We start from the raw sequence: 19,618 nt of genomic DNA, 5'->3' as shown, positions 1-19,618 counted from the left end.
CTCAGAGTCCGGCCGACCCACGAACCTTCTCGAGGCGGGCGGTGAGTGACTCGACCCGGTGGGCGTTGCCATGGAGCCTGATGTAGCGCGGCCCGAACACGGCGAGCAGTGCGTCATCGAGTCGGCGCACTGCTCCCGCCGGGTACTTGTAGCCCATCCGCTCGTTGATCCCGTCGACGTCGATGGTGCCGAGCAGTCCCCCCAGCTCGTCGAGGGACGTGATGCCCAGTTCGAGCAGGAGCCCGGCGATCCACGTGTAGTGGTCGGTGCGGGACCAGCCCGCCTCCTGGAACTGCGACGACAGGAACGCCGCGAGATCGGTGCCGCTGAGTCGCGGGTCGTCGTCCCCGGACTCAAGTCCCGGGGCGCCGACGCCGGACAGGAGACGGTCCCGGATCGCGGTGAATTCCCGGTCGGCGAGCTCGAGCAGTCCGGCCGCCAGCGTGAAGCGCCGATCGAGGTCTGGCAGGTCGGCCGCCGGAACCGATCCCTTGTAGCGCACGTCGTGCTCGAACTCGGCCCAGGCGTGCTGGAGGATCGTACGTACTTGGACGGACGCGGACCGACCGCGAAGGTGCACGTATGCCGGGTCGACGCCTTCGTCGTCGAGGGTCACCAAGAGGTGTCGGCTGGCATAACCCCAACGACCCTCGCTGGCGGTCTCCTGGCCGAGGTCACGGTCGTCGAGGACGCTGAACTCGTGGGCGAGCAGATCGGCGACCGCGGCAACATCGCCCTGGAGGTAGGTGACGACACGCACGCCGACCGTGTCCGTGATCTCGGAGAAGGGGTCGACGTAGACCGGTTCACCATCGACCGTGCGGCCGGCCTTGCCGGCGAACGACGCGATGCTCTTGGCCCGCCCGGTGACGCTGACGTAGTTGATGCCGGCCTCGTCGAGCAGCACGGTGACCATGGCGACGAACTCGTCCGCGACCTGCCGGAGCTCGGGCTGCAGCGCGCTGTAGCGCTGGATCGCCTCGCGCAGGACGTCACCGCGGGAAGGGGCGCTGGCAGTCGCGGAGTTGAGGTCCTCGGGGTCACTCATGAGTCCACCCAAGCAGGCTTCGGAGCCCGACAACGCCGGAGGTGGGGTCGTGGTGCACTGCACGGATCCCCAGTCCGAGCGCCGTGTCGACGTTGGCGCGGCTGTCATCGACGAAACCCACGCCGCCGACCTCCTCCGCGGAGACGCCCAGGGCCTCCAGCACCCGCTCGAAGTAGGCCGCTTCCGGCTTCATCGCGCCGAGGTCGCACGAATAGAATGAGCGGGCGAACACCTCGTCGTAGCCGAAGTGCCGCCGCAGGAACTCTTTGCGGTGGTCCTGCTGGTTCGTCGCGAGGACACACGTCACCCCGCTGGCAGCCACGTCACGCACCAGACGGATCGCTTCGTCGTCTCTGTCGACCCGTTCCCAGAGACCGAGCAGGTCATCGACCCCCGCGGTGGCCAGAGGCCATTGATCCAAGAGGTCTGCCAGGCACTCTCTGAAGGTCACCTCACCGCGGAGTGCCGGAACCTCGGCGGCGAACAGCGCCTCGGCAAAGCCGGGACCGCCCCAGTGGTCCAGGATGCCGGCATCCCAATCATGCTGCGGGTGCTGCAGCACCCCGTCCGCGTCCCAGAGGAGGACGCGGACGGGCCGTGCTGGATCGAGCGGCCGGGCATCCTGCATCAGGGCATCGGCCGCACTCGACATCAGGCGGACGCCGCCGTCGGCTCGCCCTGACCGTCACCCTGAGCCGCGCCCTTGGGCTCGGGCTTGGCGTCGACACCCGCCTCCTTGCGCTGCTCCGGCGTGATCGGGGCAGGTGCGGCCGTCAGCGGGTCGTAGCCGCCGCCCGACTTGGGGAAGGCGATGACGTCGCGGATGGACTCGGTGCCGGCCAGGAGCGAGACGATGCGGTCCCAGCCGAACGCGATGCCACCGTGCGGCGGCGCACCGAACTGGAAGGCCTCAAGGAGGAAGCCGAACTTCTCCTGCGCCTCCTCCTCGGAGAGCCCCATGACCTTGAAGACCCGCTCCTGAACGTCCCGACGGTGGATTCGGATCGAGCCACCGCCGATCTCGTTGCCGTTGCACACCATGTCGTAGGCGTAGGCGAGGGCCGGGCCGGGGTCGGTGTCGAAGGTGTCGAGGAACTCTGCCTTGGGCGAGGTGAAGGCGTGGTGCACAGCGGTCCACGCTCCCCCACCCACCGCGACGTCACCGGCTGCAACGGCCTCCGACGCCGGCTCGAAGAGCGGAGCGTCGAGCACCCAGAGGAAGCTCCAGGCACTTTCGTCGATGAGGTCGCATCGCTTGCCGATCTCAAGTCGCGCGGCGCCGAGGAGGGCACGCGACGACTTGGTCGGGCCGGCAGCGAAGAACACGCAGTCCCCGGGCTTGGCGCCGACGTGAGCCGCGAGGCCGGCCTTCTCGTCGTCCGACAGGTTCTTGGCCACCGGGCCACCGAGTTCGCCGTCCTCTTGAACGAGGACGTAGGCGAGGCCCTTGGCACCGCGGCTCTTGGCCCAGTCCTGCCAGGCGTCGAGCTGCTTGCGCGGCTGGCTTGCACCGCCGGGCATGACCACGGCGCCGACGTAGTCGGCCTGGAACACCCGGAACGGCGTGTCCTTGAAGTAGTCGGTGCACTCGACGAGCTCGTTGCCGAAGCGCAGGTCGGGCTTGTCCGAGCCGAAGCGCTTCATGGCGTCCGCGTAGGTCATCTGCTCGAACGGCGTGTCGAGGTCGACATCGATGAGCTTCCACACAGCCTTGACGATGGCCTCTCCGAGCTCGAGGACGTCGGCCTGCTCGACGAACGACATCTCGATGTCGAGCTGGGTGAACTCGGGCTGGCGGTCGGCGCGGAAGTCCTCGTCGCGGTAGCAGCGGGCGATCTGGTAGTAGCGCTCCATGCCAGAGACCATGAGGAGTTGCTTGAACAGCTGCGGGCTCTGCGGCAGGGCGTACCACGAGCCGGGTGCGAGACGCGCAGGCACGAGGAAGTCGCGGGCACCTTCCGGGGTGGAACGCGTCAGGGTCGGGGTTTCGATCTCGACGAAGTCGCGCTCACCGAGGACCGAGCGGGCGGCGGCGTTGACCTTGGACCGCAGGCGCAGCGCGGCGCCGGCCGACGATGCCCCCGGACGGCGCAGGTCGAGGTAGCGGTGCTTGAGACGCGCCTCCTCGCCGACCGTCACGCGCTCGTCGATCTGGAAGGGCAGCGGCGCGCTCGGCGCGAGCACCTCGATCGCCGAGGCGACCACCTCCACCTCACCGGTCGGGAGTTCGGGGTTGACGTTGGCCTCGGTGCGGGCGACGACCTCGCCGGTCACCTTGATGCAGAACTCGGCCCGCAGGTCGTGAGCCGCGCCGGTCAACACCTCGTCACGTGCGACGACCTGGACGACCCCGCTGGCATCCCGCAGATCGATGAAGGCGACTCCCCCATGATCGCGACGCTTACCGACCCAGCCGGTGAGCGTGACGGTCGAACTGGTGTGGTCGGCGCGCAGGGTGCCGGCCTCATGGGTGCGGAGCACGGGAGATCCTTCTCGAGGGTGTGGATGAACGCGGCTCATCCTACGGAGTGGCGGGCCATCGGCACGAACCGCAATCCTCCACTGATTCGTGGGGCACGACAGAGGGCCGCACCCACGACGCTGTGGACACGGCCCTCGGTCACTGCCGGCACGAGGCCGGACCCCGATCAGTCGGGGATGTTGAACTTCTGGCCCGGGAAGATCAGGTCCGGGTTCTCGATGTTGTTCGCCTTGGCGATCTTCTTCCAGCTCACGCCGTACTTCTCGCCGATCTCGGAGAGCGTGTCGCCCTTCTTGACCGTGTGGACACGGGCGGCCTTCTTCGGCGCGGGCGCTGGCGCCGGGGCCTTCTTCGGAGCCGGAGCAGGAGCCGGGGTGCCGGCGCGCTCGCCAGCCTCCTTGGCGGCCTGCTCGTACTCAGCCTTGCGCTTGGCGGCCTCTGCCGCGGCCTCGTCCGCCTTCTTCTTGGCCTCGGCGGCCTTGTCGCCGCTCTCCTTGCGGGCCTTCTCTGCTGCCTCGTCAGCCTTCTTCTTGGCGTCGTCGGCCTGCTTCTGTGCCTCGTTGACGGCGTCGTTGTCGTCGTCGAAGCCGAGACCCTTCTTGAGGTCGTCCAGGAAACCCATGGGGGCTGGTCCTTCCGATTCGATCCGGCCCCGCGGCCACTCGGCCATGGGGCACCCCCGAATCGTCATGTGGGGGCCTCTCGAAAATACCCAACGTCACGCCGCACGTGCGGAACAGACACGGGCCAATCGCGAGCCAGCGTCAGCCCGACTCGACCACGCCGTCCATGTAGAACCAGCGTCCCGCGCGGCGGGTGAACCGACTGCGTTCACGCATCACCCCCCCGCTGTCGTGCCGCACCGTCACCCGAGAGCCAGTGCGCCGCGAACTCGACGGTGCCCTCAGTGTCATCGCCGGACGCGGACAGCACGTCGAGGCCGGTCCAGCGAATCGCTGGGTCGAGGTCGACCTCGCTGGGCCGGGTGGCCGGATGCCAAGTGCGGAAGACATGGTCTGCGTCACCCGTCGCGTACGCCGTGTAGCGCGATCGCATGACCGCTTCCGGTTCCGGGGGCCACGCCTCCCCCGCGAGGTACGGGCCACAGCAGGCAGCCAGGGTCGCGCCCTCGGGCCTCCCACCACACGGACACGTGCGCTCCGCCGACGCGGCACTCACGATGCGTCTCCCTCCGGTGCGTCGGGCCGCTGAGGCCACGCTGCGTCGTGCGGACGGAGCGTGTCCCAGTCGCGCAGGCGGGCGACCTGAGCCGCAAGCACGGCCGCGACGAGGATGCCGTTCTGAAGTCGCCCCTCGAGTGCGGCCTCGACCACGTCGTCCAACGGAACCCAGACACGCGGCATACCGTGTTCTTCGGCCTCTCGAGCATGCCGATCCGCTTCGGGAACCGGGGTGCATCCACGCGCGAGAAAGACCCGGATCGCTTCGTCGAGGCCCCCCGGGGACGGGCGCAGGTCGACGAGGACGTCGAGTCTTCCCACGAGCAGGTCCGCTTCCTCCAAGAGCTCGCGGGCCGCTGCCTCCCAGGCAGGCTCCCCGGGGACATCGAGCAGCCCAGCAGGGATCTCCCAGTCGCGGGTGCGGATGGGATGGCGGTACTGCTGGATCAGACAGGTGCGGCCTTGCTCGTCCAGGACGAGAACCGCGACTGCACCAGGGTGTCGGACGTACTCGCGTACGTGCCTGCCCGCATCGCCGAGATCCACTTCGTCACGCACCACGTCCCAGACGCGCCCGTGCAGCAGGACGTCAGATCGGGTCACCGGCTGGGGGTCGACCCGATCCGCCAGTGGCTCGACGCTCACAGGACCTCGGCGTCGGCTGCCACCTTGGGACGCTCCACCTCGACGAGCCGCGCGGCGCGCTGCTCCTCGATGGCCGCCCCGATGAGCCCGGCAAACAACGGGTGAGCCCGCGTCGGGCGCGACTTGAACTCGGGGTGTGCCTGGGTCGAGACGTAGTAGGGGTGCTCCTCGCGGTCGAGCTCGACGAACTCGACGAGTCCGAGCTCGGGGTGAGTTCCCGAGATCCGCAGGCCCGCGGCCTCGAGCTGAGGGCGGTAGGAGTCGTTGACCTCGTAGCGGTGACGGTGCCGCTCGTCAGCACTCGTCGCGCCGTAGACCTCACTGGCGAGGGAGCCCGGCACGAGGTCGGCGCGCTGAGAGCCGAGACGCATCGTGCCGCCGAGGTCACCCGCTCCGTCGACGAACTGCTTCTGCTCCTCGATGGTCGCGATGACCGGCGCCGGTGTGCCGGGGTCGAACTCGGTCGAGCTGGCGCCCTCGATGCCCGCCTTGTTGCGGGCGTACTCGATGACCATGCACTGCAGGCCGAGGCAAATCCCGAGGGTCGGCACGCGATGCTCGCGCGCCCAAGTCAGCGCTCCGAGCTTGCCCTCGATGCCACGCACCCCGAAGCCGCCCGGCACGAGCACCGCATCCACGCCGCCGAGAGACTTCTGCGCCCCCGCCGGCGTCTGGCACTCGTCGCTCGCGACCCAGCGGATCTTGACCCTGGCGTCGTGGTGGAAGCCTCCGGCGCGCAGCGCCTCGGTGACGGACAGGTAGGCATCAGGGAGATCGATGTATTTGCCGACGAGGGCGACCTCGACCTCGTGCTCCGGGTTGTGCACCCGGCCGAGGAGTTTGTCCCAGTCGGTCCAGTCGACGTCGCGGAAGATGAGCGACAGGCGACGGATGACGTAGGCGTCGAGGCCCTCGCGGTGCAGCACCTTGGGGATGTCATAGATGCTCGGCGCGTCGACGGCTGCCGCGACCCCCTCGGTGTCGACGTCGCACATGAGCGAGATCTTGCGCTTGATCGACTCGGGAATCTCCCGATCCGCCCTCAGGACAAGGGCATCAGGCTGGATACCGACCTGGCGCAGGGCCGCGACCGAGTGCTGGGTCGGCTTCGTCTTGAGTTCGCCGCTTGGTGCGAGGTACGGCACGAGCGAGACGTGGAGGAAGAAGACGTTGTCGCGCCCCAGGCTGTGACGCACCTGACGGGCGGCTTCGAGGAACGGCAGGCTCTCGATGTCGCCGACGGTGCCACCGATCTCGGTGATGATGACGTCGGGGGCCTCGGAGTCGTCCACGCCGGGTGCACCCGCGGCCTGGGCGCGCATGCGCTCCTGGATCTCGTTGGTGATGTGCGGGATGACCTGCACCGTGTCACCGAGGTACTCGCCGCGGCGCTCCTTGGCGATGACCTTGTTGTAGACCTGCCCGGTCGTGACGTTGGCCGTGCCGACGAGGTTCCGGTCGAGGAAGCGCTCGTAGTGCCCCACGTCGAGGTCGGTCTCGGCGCCGTCGTCGGTGACGAACACCTCGCCGTGCTGGAACGGGTTCATCGTCCCGGGGTCGACGTTGAGATAGGGGTCGAGCTTCTGCATCGTCACGCGAAGGCCGCGTGCCCTGAGCAGGAATCCGAGGCTTGAAGCCGTGAGGCCCTTGCCGAGCGAAGAGGCGACGCCTCCGGTCACGAAGATCTGTTTCGTCTGAGCCACCACGGACTTCAACAATACGTCATCGACGCGACTCTCCCGACCAACGCCTTGTGCGACGCGCGGGAGAAGTCGTCACGATCAGACGACGGAACGGTATGCCGTGAGCGCGGCTTCCAGCGCGTCGGCGCTCGTCGGGAGTTCGGCTCCCCGACCGATGGCCCGCGACCGGAGGTCGTCCCGGACGGCCCCGTGGAGGAGCACATCGGCCAAGGCCCGCGCCATGGAGGGCACGTCGCCCACGGGGACGAGGATCGCCGCGTCACCGACAACGGCTGCCGTCCCACCAGCATCCGTCGCGACGATGGCGGCGCCTGAGTGCAGGGCTTCCTGCAGGCCGACCGGCTGCCCCTCCCAGCGGGCAGTGGACACCACGGCATCTGCCGCGGCAATGAGGTCAGGGACGTCTCCGCGGTGTCCGAGCAAACGCACCGGCACCTGCAGCGTGTCGATGCGGGTCTGGAGTCGCTCTCGGTCCGGCCCGTCGCCGGCGACCGCGGCGACGACGTCGATGTCATGGCGCACCAGCATCTCGGCGAGAGCGTCGATGAGGAGATCGAGGTCCTTCTGTGGGGCGAGCCGGGCCACAGTCACCAGCAGCAGTGTGCGTGCGTCGATGCCAAGGTCCCGGCGCACGGCGTAGCGATCGCGGGACACTGCTCGCGGGGGCGGAGCAGCGATCACGGCCAGTTCGGCCCGCTTGACCCGCAACTCCCGTTGACGCTCGACGACGTCGGCGGAGACACCCAGCACGAGGTCTGCTCCCCTCGCGACGACGGTCTCGAGCACGCGGTGGATGCGTCCAAGGAGGCCGCCGCCGGGAGAGGCGTTGTGGATCGTCACCACGAGAGGGACATCGAGTCCGGCGAGGGCCAGCACGGCGAGGGCGCCGACCCGGGCCCCGTGCGCGTGGACGATGTCGGCTCCCCCACAGACGTCTCGCAGCGTCGCGACGGCTCGGGCATCGCGGGCCGGATGGGGCCGGTCCGCCACGTTCAACTCGACGGTCGCTGCGCCGACCCCCGCATAGTCGAACTGGTCCAGCTCGCCGCCCGGTGAGAGGACCACCACGTCGTGCCCCGCCGTCACGAGCCCGGACACGAGGTCATGCACATGCCTGCCGGTCCCGCCGGAGCTCGTCCCCATGACGAGAGCGATCCTCACGGTGCATCCCCTCCCCTGCGTCGGGCCCTGCCACGGCGCAGGACTTCAGTCATCATCTCCCGGTCCGCGAACCAGAGGACCAGGAGTCCCGCCACGAGTGCGGACGCACCGGCTCCGAGTCCAGTGGCGAGCACCTCCGGGAAGTCATCCAGGGCACGACCGCGCGTGATCACGTCCCCGACCGTGAGCGACGCTGCCGCCGCCACGACCAAGGCACCGGCGGTGCGCGCCGCCCCCCGGGTCGCCGTCGCCCCCCACTCGCGCCGGACGAGAAGGGCGAGGACAAACCCCGAGAGCGACATCCCGAGAGTCGAGGCAAGTCCCAGTGCGCGCAGGGTCGCCCCTGGCCCTTGGTCGGGGCCCACGACGAAGACCGGCACCACGGCCACGAGCCAGCCCGCGGCCACGGCTGCACCGGCGTGGAGAGGTCGGCCGCGCACGTAGAGCGCACGGGTCAGGAGCGCCGTGAGGCCGAAGCCGACAAGACCCGGCGCATAGGTGACGAGCGCGCCCGACATCGCGGCGAGGGCGGCGGGACTGGACCCCGCATCACCCCTACGGGCATCGAGGAGCTGGAAGAACGCGCCAATGGCGGGGGCAGCCGCGAGCAGGACTCCGACGGAGAGGCCGGTGAGGACGAGCACCCCCCGAACGGCCCTGGCCAGCGTCGAGCCCACATCCTCGCCGGCACCGGTGCGCGCGGCGAGGGCCGGGAAGGCGCTGACGGCCACGGGAACCGCGAGGACGGCATACGGGAGGACGTAGACGGCCTGGACGTACTGGTAGACCGGGAACGCCCCGCGATCACCGGAGTGGTTCGTGAGCCACATCGTCGCCAGGACGGCAGCCTGTTGGGCGACAAGCCCGAGGATTCCGGCACCGGCGAGACCACTGATGCGGCGGGCGTCCTCGGGGTCGAGGCGTAGGGCAGGACGCCACCTCCAGCCGGTCCGCAGAGCGGGGACCACGAGAGGCAGTGACAGGGCCACGACTCCCAGCGTCGTGCCCCAGCCGAGGATCGAGAGGGCATGGTCGCTGACCCGGGACGGCGCGGTCTCGCCGTCGACGACAGCGCCGAACCAGAGGTAGGAAACCAGCACCACGACCGAGGACAGCAATGGCGCGAGTGCCGCCATGAGGAACCGCCGGTGGGCTTGGAGCAGCCCGGTGAGGATGATGCCGACGCCGTAGAGGGGCACCTGGACCGCGAAGATCCGCAGCAACCTCGCACCGACCTCCTGCGCCTGCGGGTCGAAGTCGTCGACGAGGAAGGCGGCCAGCGCCGGAGCGACGCCCCACAGGAGCACCGCGGCAGGCACGAGGACCACCAGGGCCCAGGTGAGCAGGACCGAAGCGATGCGGTCGGCACGCTCGCGATCACCTGCGCCCAGCCAGTGAGCGATGAGGGGGACGGCGACCGCCGCGAGGATTCCGCCGGCCGCGACCTCGAACAGGACGTTGGGCAGGGCGTTGACGCTCTGGTAGATCTCACCGACACCGCCCGCTCGCACGCTGTCGGCAAAGACGAAAATCCGACCCACACCCGCAACGCGCGCGAAGAGGGTGGTGACGGCGATGAGCCCCGCGGCGCCGGCGATCCCGGCCGCGGCCCGGCGCGCACTCATCGTTGCGGACGCCCCCAGGCGTCGAGGCGTCGCAGCACGTCGTTGCCCTCGATGACCTTGCTGAAGGACACCTTCTCGGACAGGACGGTGAGCCCTGCGGTGACCGCAAGGGCAACCAGCCGCCCACCCAGACCGGTGCGCTCCACGAGCGCCAGGCCAACCAGCGCACCCGCCGCGTTCGCACCCGTGTCTCCGAGCATGGATTCACCACGAAGGTCGCTCGGCAGGGATCCGACAGCAGCTCCCACCGCCGCGGCTGCTGAGGCGGTGGCGTGGCTCCCGCCACCGAGCACGAGCGGAGCACCGGCGAGGGCCGTCACCTTGAGGGCCCGTCCGGGGCGGAGATCGAGAAGGTTGGCGATGTTGGCGGCACCTGCGATCGCGGCGCCTCCGACGAGCGTCGCCACAACGCCGCGATCGGTCCGCCGATCGGCCAGGGCCGCGGCGGCGAGGCCGGTGGCCCCGAGACCGACGATCTTGACGGCACCCGTGGTGACCTGCCCGCGCGCCAGTGCCCCGAGGTGACCCCTGAGCCCCTTGCTCGAGGAGTCACCCACGAGGTCGTCGACGGCACCGAAGCCCGCCGACCCGAGGCCGGCGACGAGACTGGCAGCCGACGGAGACCCCGCCGCCACAGCTCCCGCAGCTGCGGCGACGGCATACACGGGGCCTTCCAGAAGGGTGACCGTGTCCCCCGCGTGGTTGGTGCGATCCCACGTGCTGCGGAAGGACGCCGGGAGCCTGTGCCGCTGCGACATCGCGATGGCCGCGGCCGCGCCCGCAACGACTGCTGCGACGAGGGGGCGCCGACTCATGGCGCGGGGATGGGCGGGTAGCCGGCCGACACACCATCGCCGAGGCCGTACTGGCCGACGCCCCCGCCAATCTGCTGCACGAGGGCATAGACGACGCTGACTTGGCCCAGGGACGAGCTGACGTCATCGACCGTGGAGAGCGCGCGAGACGTCCCGGCGTCGTCCCGCGCAGCCCGCACGACCGACGATGCCCCGGCGGAGCCGGCGACGCCGACATCGGACGCGAGCACGGCACCCTGGCCCGCCTCGTCGAGCGCCAACGCGAGCCCGGCGAGACGAGCGGCGACGCGATCACGTTCTGCGGCCGCGTCGCCAGGGATCGGAGCGCCGACGACCACGGCGGCGTGCGCCCGCTCGAGATCTGCTGCGTCGAGGTCGATGAGGTTCTCACTCGCAAGGCGCTCGAGGGCGCCCTTCGCCGCGTCGCTCGCTGCACTGGCGTCCGAGGCGACGAGGGCGGAGGCAAGGACGGCGTCGAGGGGTGAGTCCTCTGACGTCCCGGCCCCAGGAAGGCCGACAGCGCGGCGGAGTTCGGCCGCCACCGTCGCGATCTGCTGGGTCGCCTCCTCGTCCTGCGGAGTCCACGACTCCTCGACGGTGGTTCGGGAGGCGATCGTGGCACCGGCGGCCGTCAGCGTCTCGGCAATGGCGGTCACGTGGTCGGCATCGGCACTCGGCAACACCACGAGGGCGATCTTCTTCTCCGCGAGTGTTCCCCCGACGAGGCGGGCGCGCGCGTCCGCAGTGAACTCGTCGCGAGCATTGGTCGCCTGACGGGCCTCGTCGAGCTGGGTGCGCAGGGCGGCACGGTCCTCGCGAAGTTGGGTGACCTCCTGGGTCAGCGTGTCGCCGATCTGCCCCTCGAGGGGACCGGCCCCGAGCACGATCCCCACGGCCAGGGCCATGAAGATCGAGACGATGGAGACGAGGTGGTAGCGGAAGTCGATCACGTGAAGATTCCTCCGATGGCGGACCAAAGATCATCGAGGCGGGCGCCGAGCACTTGCAGCAGCACCTTGCCGCCGGGCGTGGCCCACAGGGCGGCAGCGAGGGCCAACAGACCGACGAGGACCATCAGCAGCAGCCAGGTCCCCGAGATCCGTGAGCGATACAGCCGACTCACACCCTTGGCGTCGACGAGCTTGCCGCCCACGCGGAGTCGGGTCAGGAAGGTGCTGGCCATGCCCGCGCGCCCCTTGTCGAGGAACTCCACCAAGGTGGCGTGGGTACCGACGGCGACGATGAGCTTGGCTCCCTTGTCGTCGGCGAGCAACATGGCGACGTCCTCGCTCGTCCCGGTCGCCGGGAAGACCACCGGCTCCACTCCGAGCTCGCGAACGCGCTCGAGTCCGGGTGCGCGGCCGTCGCGGTAGGCGTGCACCACGACCTCGGCACCGCACTTGAGGGTGGCGTCGGACACCGAGTCCATGTCGCCGACAATGAGGTCTGGCTTGTGCCGGGCCTCGACGATCGCGTCCGCTCCCCCGTCGACACCAATGAGAATCGGCTTGTACTCGCGTATGTAGGACCGCAGCATCTGCAGGTCCTGTTTGTAGTGGTAGCCACGCACCACGATGAGGGCGTGGCGGCCGTCGAGGTCGGTCTTGATGTCCGGGACCCCGACGCCGTCGAGCAGCAGCGCTCGCTCCTGCTTGAGGTACTCCATCGTGTTGGCGGCGAAGGCCTCGAGCTGGACGTTGAGACCGGCCCTGGCTTCGCTCATCGACTCGGCCACGCCCGACGTGTCGAGCGCCGTCCCGGCAGCCACGACCGTGTCACCGGACAGGAGCTCGTTCCCGACAACCTGCACCACGGTGCCCTCGGCGAGCTCCATGACGGCCTCGCCCACCGCATCAAGGAGCGGGATGCCCGCGTTGAGCAGGATCTCGGGGCCCAGGTTGGGGTATCGGCCGGAGATCGACTCGGCGGCATTGACGACGGCTGCGGGGCGGCAGGCGACGAGCGCTTCGGCGCTGACCCTGTCGATGTCGACGTGGTTGATCACGGCGACGTCGCCCGGTTTGAGTCGCTTGGTCAGGTCTTTGGTCCGCGGATCGACGCGGGCCGGACCGCCGACACCGGCGGGGCCGGGCTCGCGTTCGCGGCGCAGGCGGGTCGTGAAGGGCATCCCACCCATCGTGCCACGCTCGGCCCCGGCGCTCGCGCACGGCACGGCGGCGAGACCGTGGAGCCGTCGGTCGGTGTGACCTTGGTCAGGCGTCGACGCCCTGACCCAGGTCGGCCAACAGGTCGCGCGCGTGGTCCAGTGCGGCAGCGCTGACAGTGCCCGCGAGCATCCGAGCCAGCTCGGTGACCCGCTCCTCCCCCGTCACACGGCGGACGCCGCTTCGGGTCACCTGGCCATCGTCGGCCTTGGAAACGACAAGGTGGTGGTCGGCGTGGGCCGCCACCTGCGCGAGGTGGGTGACGACGATGACCTGGGCAGAACGTGCGAGCGCAGCGAGTCTGGCACCGACGTCGAGGGCAGCCCGACCTCCCACACCTGCATCGACTTCGTCGAAGACGAAGGTGGGCACGGACCCGGTCGCTTCCGCGGTCGCAACCTCGATGGCGAGCATCACGCGCGAGAGCTCACCACCGGACGCTGCCTTGCTCACGCTCCTGGGTGTGCTGCCGACGTTGGCGGCGAGGCCGATCTCCACCTCGTCGGCGCCGTGCGGACCGAGCCGCCCTGACGGTGAGACGGAGACGGTCACGCGTGCCGAACCCATGGCGAGATGCGACAACTCGTTGCCGATGCGTCGCCCCAGAGCCTCCGCCACGTCTCGCCGTGCCGCGCTCAGCGCTTCGGCTGCGTTGGTCCGTTGCACCTCGAGCTCGGCGACCCGGTGTGCGAGCTCGTCGATCCGGTCGTCATCGCCCTCGAGCTCGAGCACCCGTCGCGCCGCACGCTCCCCCCACGCAATGACGTCGTCGACGGTGTCGCCGTAGCTGCGCGTCAACTCGGTCAAGGTCGCGCGGCGCTCCTGGACCCATTCGAGCCGCCCGGGGTCGAGATCGATGTCGGCGACATAGCCGGACAGGTCGCCGGCGAGGTCGGTGATGAGGTGGCTCACCTCGGTCAAGCGACCCTCGAGCTGGGCGAGGGCCGGGTCGTTGGCGCTGACCTGGGCCAACGCCGCGCGGGCCCGGCCAAGGGTGCCCAGTGCACCGTCGTCGGCGGCGCCATCCGCCTCGTCACCGCCGGTCAGCAGGTCGTGAGCCTCGGAGGAACCGCGTCTCAGTTCCTCGGCATGTGCGAGGCGCTCGTCCTCGACGCGCAGCGACTCGTCCTCCCCCGGTTGGGGCTCGACTGACTCGAGACGTTCGAGCCCGCGGTGCAGCAGATCGAGCTCTTGGGCGCGCTCCCGCCCGGCCGCACGCAGGGTCTCGAGTTCGGCGTGCGCCTCCGCGTGCGCGGCAAAGACCGCGTCGTATGCCGTTCGCTCACGTGCGAGATCCTCCCCGCCGAACGCGTCGAGCAACTCGCGATGCTCCTCGGGCCGCCGCAGGCGCCATTGGTCGGCTTGGCCGTGGACCGCGACGAGGTGCTCCCCGAGCTCCCCGAGGACCCCGACCGGTGCGCTGCGACCACCGACATGGGCCCGTGACCGTCCTTCACTGTTGACGGTCCGCACGAGGACGAGACCGTCGTCGGCCTCACCCCCCGCCTCGGTGGCGCGCACGGTCGCGGGGTGATCGCTCGCGACGTCGAAGACGCCCTCGACCACCGCGCGTTCGGCACCTTCGCGCACCAGGCCTGAGTCCGATCGGGCGCCGAGGAGGAGCCCAAGGCTCGTGACGACCATCGTCTTGCCGGCTCCCGTCTCACCAGTGAGGACGGTCAACCCCGGGCCGAACTCGATGAGGGACTCATCGATGATGCCGAGGTCCTGGATCCTGATCTCCTGAAGCACCGTGGCTCAGTCCTTGGTGAGGGGGCCGGGCGTGCGATCCGCTTCGTGTCCGCCCGCCGGCGTAGGGCCGGACTCCATCGCGCGGCGAGCCGCGCCACGCCACCCGTGGACCGAGAGGTCGAACTTCTCGACGAGTCGATCCGTGAAGGGGGATGCGGCGAAGCGAGCGAGACGCACGGGATCGGCGCTCTTGTGCACTTGGATGCGCGCTCCCGGTGGCAGGTCAACGGCGCGGCGACCATCGCACCAGACGACGCCCGAGCCCTCGGTGCGTGGCACCACCTCGACCGCCAGTTGGCTCTCCGGTCCGACGACAAGGGGCCTCGCAAAGAGCGCGTGGGCACTGATGGGCGCGAGCAGCAGGGCCTCGACGTCGGGCCACACGACCGGGCCCCCGGCGGAGAACGCGTAGGCAGTCGAGCCGGTGGGCGTGGCCATGACCACGCCGTCGCACCCCCAGGTGGACAGTGGACGGCCGTCGATCTCGACAGTGAGCTCGATCATGCGCTCGCGCGAGGCCTTCTCAACCGTCACCTCGTTGAGGGCCCAGCTCTCGAAGACTGTTTCACCGTCGTGGAACGCCATGACCTCCAGGGTCATCCGCTCCTCCACGGTGTAGTGCCGTGACACGATCCGCTCGACCGTGACGTCGAGGTCGTCTCGCTCGACCTCGGCGAGGAACCCGACGTGCCCGAAGTTCACCCCGAGAAGGGGAACCCCCGAGCCGCGGGACAGCTCGGCCGCACGCAGGATCGACCCGTCTCCCCCGAGGATGCAGACGAGCTCGCAGCCGCGAGTGGGGTCGTGGGGGTCAGCGGCAATGAGGTCGGCATGGCCCTCCAGGGGGGTCCCGCGCATCTCGTCCATGATGACGGCGACGGCCACGCCCGCAGCCGTGAGCCGCTTGACGACCCCCAGCGCGTGGTCGTGCACTTCGGGCCGGGCGGGGTGGACGACGAGCAGGATGCGTCGCGAGTCGGTCACCGTCGCGCCTCCTTGCTCAGCTCGCGGACTGCGGCAGTCACCGCGTCGGGGTCCATCGTGCCCGAAACCCCCGACCGCGCCCACAAGAGGTACTCCGTGTTGCCCTCTCCCCCGCTGATCGGGCTGCGCTCGAGGCCATGGATCCCGAGCCCAGCGGAACGGGTGGCATCCACGACATCCGCCAGCGCCTGTCGCCGATGGCGCGGATCCGTGACGATGCCGTTCTTGCTCAAGCGCCCTCGTCCCACCTCGAACTGGGGTTTGACGAGCAGCACCACGTCGCCGCCGAGCTTCGTGAGACGGACGAGAGGTTCCATGACCAGCGTCAACGAGATGAAGGACAGGTCACCCACGACGAGGTCGAACGTTCCGAGGTCCTCCGGCGTGACGTCCCGAATCGACGTTCCGCTGCGTTCCGTGACGCGCGGGTCGTTCCTGATGTCGGCAACCAGTTGGTCGCGCCCCACGTCGAGGGCAACCACGTGCGACGCCCCGTGTGTCAGCAGGACCTGCGTGAAACCGCCTGTCGAGGCGCCCACGTCGAGGCAGGCACGGTCGGCAACCGTGAGACCGAGAGGTGCCCACGTGGTGAGCGCATGATCCAGCTTGTGCGCCGCTCGCCCCACCCACCGAGGTCCACCGTGCGCGACGACCAGTTCGCTGGCACTGTCCGCAGGCGTCGCCGCCTTGCGTGCCTGCCGACCGTCAACGGTGACGAGCCCGGCCTCGATGAGCTCACGTGCCTCACCGCGAGACCGGGCCAGCCCACGCTGCACGAGCTCGGCGTCGAGTCGAGCGATCTCAGCCTCCGAGGTCGCTCAGTCGACCCTGAAGTGTCCGCTGCACTTGTTCACCCTTCTCGATCTGGGCGTCGAGATCGTCCTCCGATGCTGCCGCAAGGTCTCGGAGTGCCGCATCGATCACGAGGTCCCCTGTCTCCGGCGCGGATTCCGCACTGGCATCGGGCGCGGCAGGTTCCACCGCGCGCGGGTCCTCGACCACCTCGGCCTGACTGGCAGCGTCCGAGCCATGGGGGGCGTCCCCGACGTCGCTCGCATCTCGTGCCTCGTCCAGCTGCACGTCACTTGGCTCGTCCTGGTCGACGTGCGGGTCGACGTGCGGGTCGTGCCCTGAGAACTCCTGGCTCACGCGCTGTCCGCGGGGGTGGTGACCGTACGCGCGGTACTGGATGACGCCGGAACCGACTTCTTCGCCGGGGCCTTCTTCGCCGGGGCCTTCTTGGCGGAGGCGGTCTTCGTGGTCGCGGCCTTCTTCGCCGGGGCCTTCTTCGCCGGGGCCTTCTTGGCGGAGGCGGTCTTCGTGGCTGGGGCCTTCTTGGCGGAGGCGGTCTTCGTGGCTGGGGCCTTCTTCGCAGGAGCAGCAGCGCTCGTGGTCGCGGCCGACTTCGTGCCCGCCGACTTCTTCGCCGAGGTCTTCGAGGCCGTCTTCTTCAGGGCGGATCGTGCGGGTCGGCGGGTGGCGGGCGCGCTCGTCGCCGCCACATCGGAGACAGCGTCACCTGCCGCATCCGCGACCTTGGCAACACCGGTGGCTGCGCTCGAAGCGGCTGCAGACGGCCGACCGGACAGGTTGACAGCCAAATCCTCCACCTGACCGCGAAGGGCATGCACCGTGTCCGAGACAGTGGAGAGTTCTTGTTGGAGGCCAGCCACGTCGATACGGTTCACGGCCTTGTCCACCTCAGCGCGCACGAGCGCCACGAGGTTCTTGCGGTTGGTGTTGGCCGCGGCGATCAGGTCATCAGCCAACTTGCTCGCCTGCTTGGTGACCTTCTTGGGAGACAAGTCGCTGTTCGTGAGGGCGACGAGTTCGGCGGCCGCGTCCTTGGCAGCGCCCTTCGTCATTTCACCGAGTCCCGAGGCGAGCTCGACGTAGCCCTGAATCGACCGCTTGGCCATGGTTCCTCCTGTGGTTCGTGGTGGTTCCGACCCACGCTACTCGGAGCGCACCCGTTGTGGCGCACCGTCACTCATGACGTGTCGCGCTTCGAGGAACGCCAGAACCTCGGGCAGGACCCTCGCAACGTCGGAGCCCGTGGGTGCGGCGTCACGGGCATTCCATTCCTCGCCCAGTGCGCTCGCGATCGGCTCGAGAGATTCGACGTCCGCCACAAGGGCGCGCAGATCTCCGGCGACCCATGTCGGTCGAGCCTGCGGCGGAGCAGTGACAGCGTCACGGATCCCGTGCACCCCCGTGAGGACGAGAAGCGATTCCATCCCTGCGTGATGTGCACCCTCGATATCTGTTTCGAGCCGATCACCGATCGCCAACACTTCTCCCGGTGCGACACCGAGACGCTCGGCACACATGAGGTACAACGGCTCGTCCGGCTTGCCTGCGACGAGGTCCGGACCACGACCGACTGCTGCCCCGACCGCGAGGACGAGGGCACCGTTTCCGGGCGCGTACCCCGACGCTGTCGGGAGGGTGTGGTCAGTGTTGGTCGCCAACCACAAGGCGCCCCGTTCAACCGCATAGGCCGCCTGCGCGAGATCTGTCGCAGTGACCGCGGGACCGTAGCCCTGAACGACCGCGACCGGCTCCTCGTCCGCTGCGGAGACAGGCACGAAACCGGCATCCGTCAGGGCGTCCGCGACTCCCTGGCCGCCGATCGCCAGGACGCGGGCTCCTGCTTCGACGTGTTGTGACAGCACCCAGGCAGCGGCCTGGCTACTTGTCGCGACGCTCGAGTCGTCGACCTCGAGTCCGAGCCTTCGCAAGTGGTCACCCACTGCCGATGGCGGCCGCGAGGCGTTGTTGGTCGCGAACTGAATCGGTATGCCGGCTTCTCTCAGCGATTCGACCGCAAACGGGACTGCCGGGTCGCCGCGGTAGACCACGCCGTCGAGGTCGCACACGATCGCTGCGTAGCGGTCGACCAGCCTCACTCGTTGACCTCGTCCTCCTCCTCGGCTCCCCCGAGGAGGTCGGTCATGGCGACGCCGTCGAGTTCCTCGAGCCGTTCCACCGCATCGGTTTCATACTCATTGTCGGCCTCGGCTGCCTTCTCGAACCACTCTCGTGCCTCAGCCTCGCGACCGAGGCTGAGCAGGGTGTCCGCGTACGCATAGGCCAGACGGGGCTGATTCGACTTCTTGAGCTGCGGGATCTGCAGAGCGACTAGCGCGGCATCCGTCTGCCCCAGATCGCGTCGGATGCCGGACACGACGATGGCCAGTTCGACCTTCTCCTGCGCGGGAAGTCGCTTCGCCTCGGGTGACTGGGCAAGATCCAGTGCCCGCTCATGACGTCCGAGCCCTCGCTCACAATCGACCATGAGCGGGATCAAGTGGTCCGATCCGCTGATCCGCCGCACAGTGCGGAACTCACCGAGAGCCCGGGCAAAGTCACCGGTTCGGTACGCCACCATCCCCAGCGCCTCTCGGGCTGCCGGAACACGGCCGGCCCGACGCACAGCGGTCTCAGCGTGCGCCATCGCCGCGTCGAACTCGTCGGCTTCGAGGAGCGCAGCCACCATGACCAGGTGCTGCGCAACGCCTTCGGCGTTCTCCTTGCTCAGGGTGCGCAGCTGATGGTGAACGGAGCGGTCAAGCTCCTTCCCCGTCACGCCATCGGGAATCCGAGGCTCGGGAAGCTTCGGCGTCTTGGGAGCCAGGCGAGGACCGCCGCGCTGCTCCCGGTCACGGTCGACGCCGCCCCGAGGAGACCGGCCCCGGTCATCCCGCCCGCCCTCGCGGCGAGGTCCACGGTCGTCTCGGCGATCATCGCGCCGACCGGCGAAGCCGCCTCCGCGCCGTTCGTCACCGCCGCGCCCGTCTCTGCTGCCCTCGCCGCGGCCGGCCCCGCGTGGCCCTCGGCCACTGGCGTCACGACCTCGGGAGCCATCCCGGTTGGGCCCCCCACGACGGGACTCGTCCCGACCGCCATCACGACGCGGGCCACGGTTCTCATCGGACATGAACACCCTCCAGGGCAAGTCAGGCGGCGTGACGCCGCAGGATCACGAGCAGTCTATGGGCCACGTTGAGGCGGTGGACAGGCGCCGAAATGAGAAATGGCCCGCCGGGTGGGCGGG

The 19,618-nt window shown here is 69.5% G+C and carries 20 protein-coding genes; all 20 read right to left on the bottom strand.

The genetic code is table 11. From position 1 onward, the window contains the following. Window position 1 precedes the first annotated feature (1 nt). The 20 genes from N802_RS09310 to N802_RS19425 all read right to left on the bottom strand — a co-directional run bounded on the left by N802_RS09310 (window position 2) and on the right by N802_RS19425 (window position 19,485). Complete coding sequence (locus tag N802_RS09310) at window positions 2-1,048, bottom strand: GTP pyrophosphokinase (RefSeq protein ID WP_052109723.1); 1,047 nt, start codon at window positions 1,046-1,048, stop codon at window positions 2-4. Then, window positions 1,041-1,676 carry an HAD family hydrolase gene (locus N802_RS09305; protein ID WP_035915735.1) on the bottom strand — a complete coding sequence of 212 codons (636 nt, stop codon included), beginning with the start codon at window positions 1,674-1,676 and terminating at the stop codon, window positions 1,041-1,043. The genes N802_RS09310 and N802_RS09305 overlap by 8 nt, the downstream gene beginning before the upstream one ends. A gap of 23 nt (window positions 1,677-1,699) precedes the next feature. Next, a complete protein-coding gene (gene aspS, locus N802_RS09300; protein ID WP_035915237.1) occupies window positions 1,700-3,529 on the bottom strand; it encodes an aspartate--tRNA ligase in 1,830 nt (609 codons plus the stop codon). Window positions 3,530-3,696: 167 nt separating this feature from the next. After that, window positions 3,697-4,152 carry a LysM peptidoglycan-binding domain-containing protein gene (locus N802_RS19435; RefSeq protein ID WP_052109719.1) on the bottom strand — a complete coding sequence of 152 codons (456 nt, stop codon included), beginning with the start codon at window positions 4,150-4,152 and terminating at the stop codon, window positions 3,697-3,699. Window positions 4,153-4,361: 209 nt separating this feature from the next. Continuing rightward, window positions 4,362-4,709 carry a YchJ family protein gene (locus tag N802_RS20830; RefSeq protein ID WP_245613895.1) on the bottom strand — a complete coding sequence of 116 codons (348 nt, stop codon included), beginning with the start codon at window positions 4,707-4,709 and terminating at the stop codon, window positions 4,362-4,364. Beyond that, the gene (locus tag N802_RS09285; RefSeq protein WP_035915234.1) at window positions 4,706-5,356 is read right to left on the bottom strand and encodes an NUDIX domain-containing protein; all 651 of its coding nucleotides are present in this window, start codon (window positions 5,354-5,356) and stop codon (window positions 4,706-4,708) included. Before N802_RS09285 ends, N802_RS20830 begins: the two co-directional genes overlap by 4 nt. Next, entirely contained in the window at window positions 5,353-7,062 is a 1,710-nt protein-coding gene (locus tag N802_RS09280; protein WP_156971348.1) for a CTP synthase, read from the bottom strand. The genes N802_RS09285 and N802_RS09280 overlap by 4 nt, the downstream gene beginning before the upstream one ends. 75 nt (window positions 7,063-7,137) lie before the next feature. After that, window positions 7,138-8,220 carry a glycosyltransferase family 4 protein gene (locus tag N802_RS09275; RefSeq protein ID WP_035915231.1) on the bottom strand — a complete coding sequence of 361 codons (1,083 nt, stop codon included), beginning with the start codon at window positions 8,218-8,220 and terminating at the stop codon, window positions 7,138-7,140. Beyond that, window positions 8,217-9,845: a murein biosynthesis integral membrane protein MurJ gene (gene murJ / locus N802_RS09270; RefSeq protein WP_035915228.1), complete on the bottom strand. Its 1,629-nt coding sequence runs from the start codon at window positions 9,843-9,845 to the stop codon at window positions 8,217-8,219. The genes N802_RS09275 and murJ overlap by 4 nt, the downstream gene beginning before the upstream one ends. Then, on the bottom strand, window positions 9,842-10,660 hold the full coding sequence (locus N802_RS09265; RefSeq protein ID WP_035915226.1) for a hypothetical protein: 819 nt from the start codon (window positions 10,658-10,660) through the stop codon (window positions 9,842-9,844). Before N802_RS09265 ends, murJ begins: the two co-directional genes overlap by 4 nt. Next, window positions 10,657-11,610 carry a copper transporter gene (locus tag N802_RS09260; RefSeq protein WP_035915225.1) on the bottom strand — a complete coding sequence of 318 codons (954 nt, stop codon included), beginning with the start codon at window positions 11,608-11,610 and terminating at the stop codon, window positions 10,657-10,659. Before N802_RS09260 ends, N802_RS09265 begins: the two co-directional genes overlap by 4 nt. After that, window positions 11,607-12,788 (bottom strand): putative cytokinetic ring protein SteA, encoded by a 1,182-nt coding sequence (gene steA, locus N802_RS09255; RefSeq protein WP_035915223.1) that lies wholly within the window; start codon window positions 12,786-12,788, stop codon window positions 11,607-11,609. Before steA ends, N802_RS09260 begins: the two co-directional genes overlap by 4 nt. 85 nt (window positions 12,789-12,873) lie before the next feature. Next, complete coding sequence (recN, locus tag N802_RS09250; RefSeq protein WP_035915220.1) at window positions 12,874-14,577, bottom strand: DNA repair protein RecN; 1,704 nt, start codon at window positions 14,575-14,577, stop codon at window positions 12,874-12,876. Between the two features lie 6 nt (window positions 14,578-14,583). Further along, entirely contained in the window at window positions 14,584-15,561 is a 978-nt protein-coding gene (locus N802_RS09245; protein WP_052109717.1) for an NAD kinase, read from the bottom strand. Continuing rightward, window positions 15,558-16,361, bottom strand: coding sequence for a TlyA family RNA methyltransferase (locus N802_RS09240; RefSeq protein ID WP_084072089.1), 804 nt, complete (start codon window positions 16,359-16,361; stop codon window positions 15,558-15,560). Before N802_RS09240 ends, N802_RS09245 begins: the two co-directional genes overlap by 4 nt. Window position 16,362: 1 nt before the next feature. Continuing rightward, complete coding sequence (locus tag N802_RS09235) at window positions 16,363-16,710, bottom strand: hypothetical protein (RefSeq protein WP_035915215.1); 348 nt, start codon at window positions 16,708-16,710, stop codon at window positions 16,363-16,365. Continuing rightward, window positions 16,707-17,480: a hypothetical protein gene (locus tag N802_RS20620; protein ID WP_052109715.1), complete on the bottom strand. Its 774-nt coding sequence runs from the start codon at window positions 17,478-17,480 to the stop codon at window positions 16,707-16,709. Before N802_RS20620 ends, N802_RS09235 begins: the two co-directional genes overlap by 4 nt. Before the next feature lie 36 nt (window positions 17,481-17,516). Then, the gene (locus N802_RS09225; RefSeq protein ID WP_084072088.1) at window positions 17,517-18,470 is read right to left on the bottom strand and encodes an HAD-IIA family hydrolase; all 954 of its coding nucleotides are present in this window, start codon (window positions 18,468-18,470) and stop codon (window positions 17,517-17,519) included. Continuing rightward, on the bottom strand, window positions 18,467-19,150 hold the full coding sequence (locus N802_RS09220; protein ID WP_052109713.1) for a tetratricopeptide repeat protein: 684 nt from the start codon (window positions 19,148-19,150) through the stop codon (window positions 18,467-18,469). Before N802_RS09220 ends, N802_RS09225 begins: the two co-directional genes overlap by 4 nt. Beyond that, window positions 19,147-19,485, bottom strand: coding sequence for a hypothetical protein (locus N802_RS19425; RefSeq protein WP_156971347.1), 339 nt, complete (start codon window positions 19,483-19,485; stop codon window positions 19,147-19,149). The genes N802_RS09220 and N802_RS19425 overlap by 4 nt, the downstream gene beginning before the upstream one ends. Window positions 19,486-19,618 lie beyond the last annotated feature (133 nt).

The sequence above is a fragment of the Knoellia sinensis KCTC 19936 genome (genome assembly GCF_000768705.1).
Taxonomy (GTDB): domain Bacteria; phylum Actinomycetota; class Actinomycetes; order Actinomycetales; family Dermatophilaceae; genus Knoellia; species Knoellia sinensis.
Note: the sequence above shows the minus strand (reverse complement) of the source record. Positions and strands in the feature narration are given on the sequence as shown.

Bases quoted from the DNA above. Each gene is read 5' to 3' on its own strand.
- N802_RS09310 (WP_052109723.1), bottom strand. From the start codon at position 1,048: ATGAGTGACCCCGAGGACCTCAACTCCGCGACTGCCAGCGCCCCTTCC.
- N802_RS09305 (WP_035915735.1), bottom strand. From the start codon at position 1,676: ATGCAGGATGCCCGGCCGCTCGATCCAGCACGGCCCGTCCGCGTCCTC.
- N802_RS19435 (WP_052109719.1), bottom strand. From the start codon at position 4,152: ATGGGTTTCCTGGACGACCTCAAGAAGGGTCTCGGCTTCGACGACGAC.
- murJ (WP_035915228.1), bottom strand. From the start codon at position 9,845: ATGAGTGCGCGCCGGGCCGCGGCCGGGATCGCCGGCGCCGCGGGGCTC.
- N802_RS09265 (WP_035915226.1), bottom strand. From the start codon at position 10,660: ATGAGTCGGCGCCCCCTCGTCGCAGCAGTCGTTGCGGGCGCGGCCGCG.
- steA (WP_035915223.1), bottom strand. From the start codon at position 12,788: ATGCCCTTCACGACCCGCCTGCGCCGCGAACGCGAGCCCGGCCCCGCC.
- N802_RS20620 (WP_052109715.1), bottom strand. From the start codon at position 17,480: ATGGCCAAGCGGTCGATTCAGGGCTACGTCGAGCTCGCCTCGGGACTC.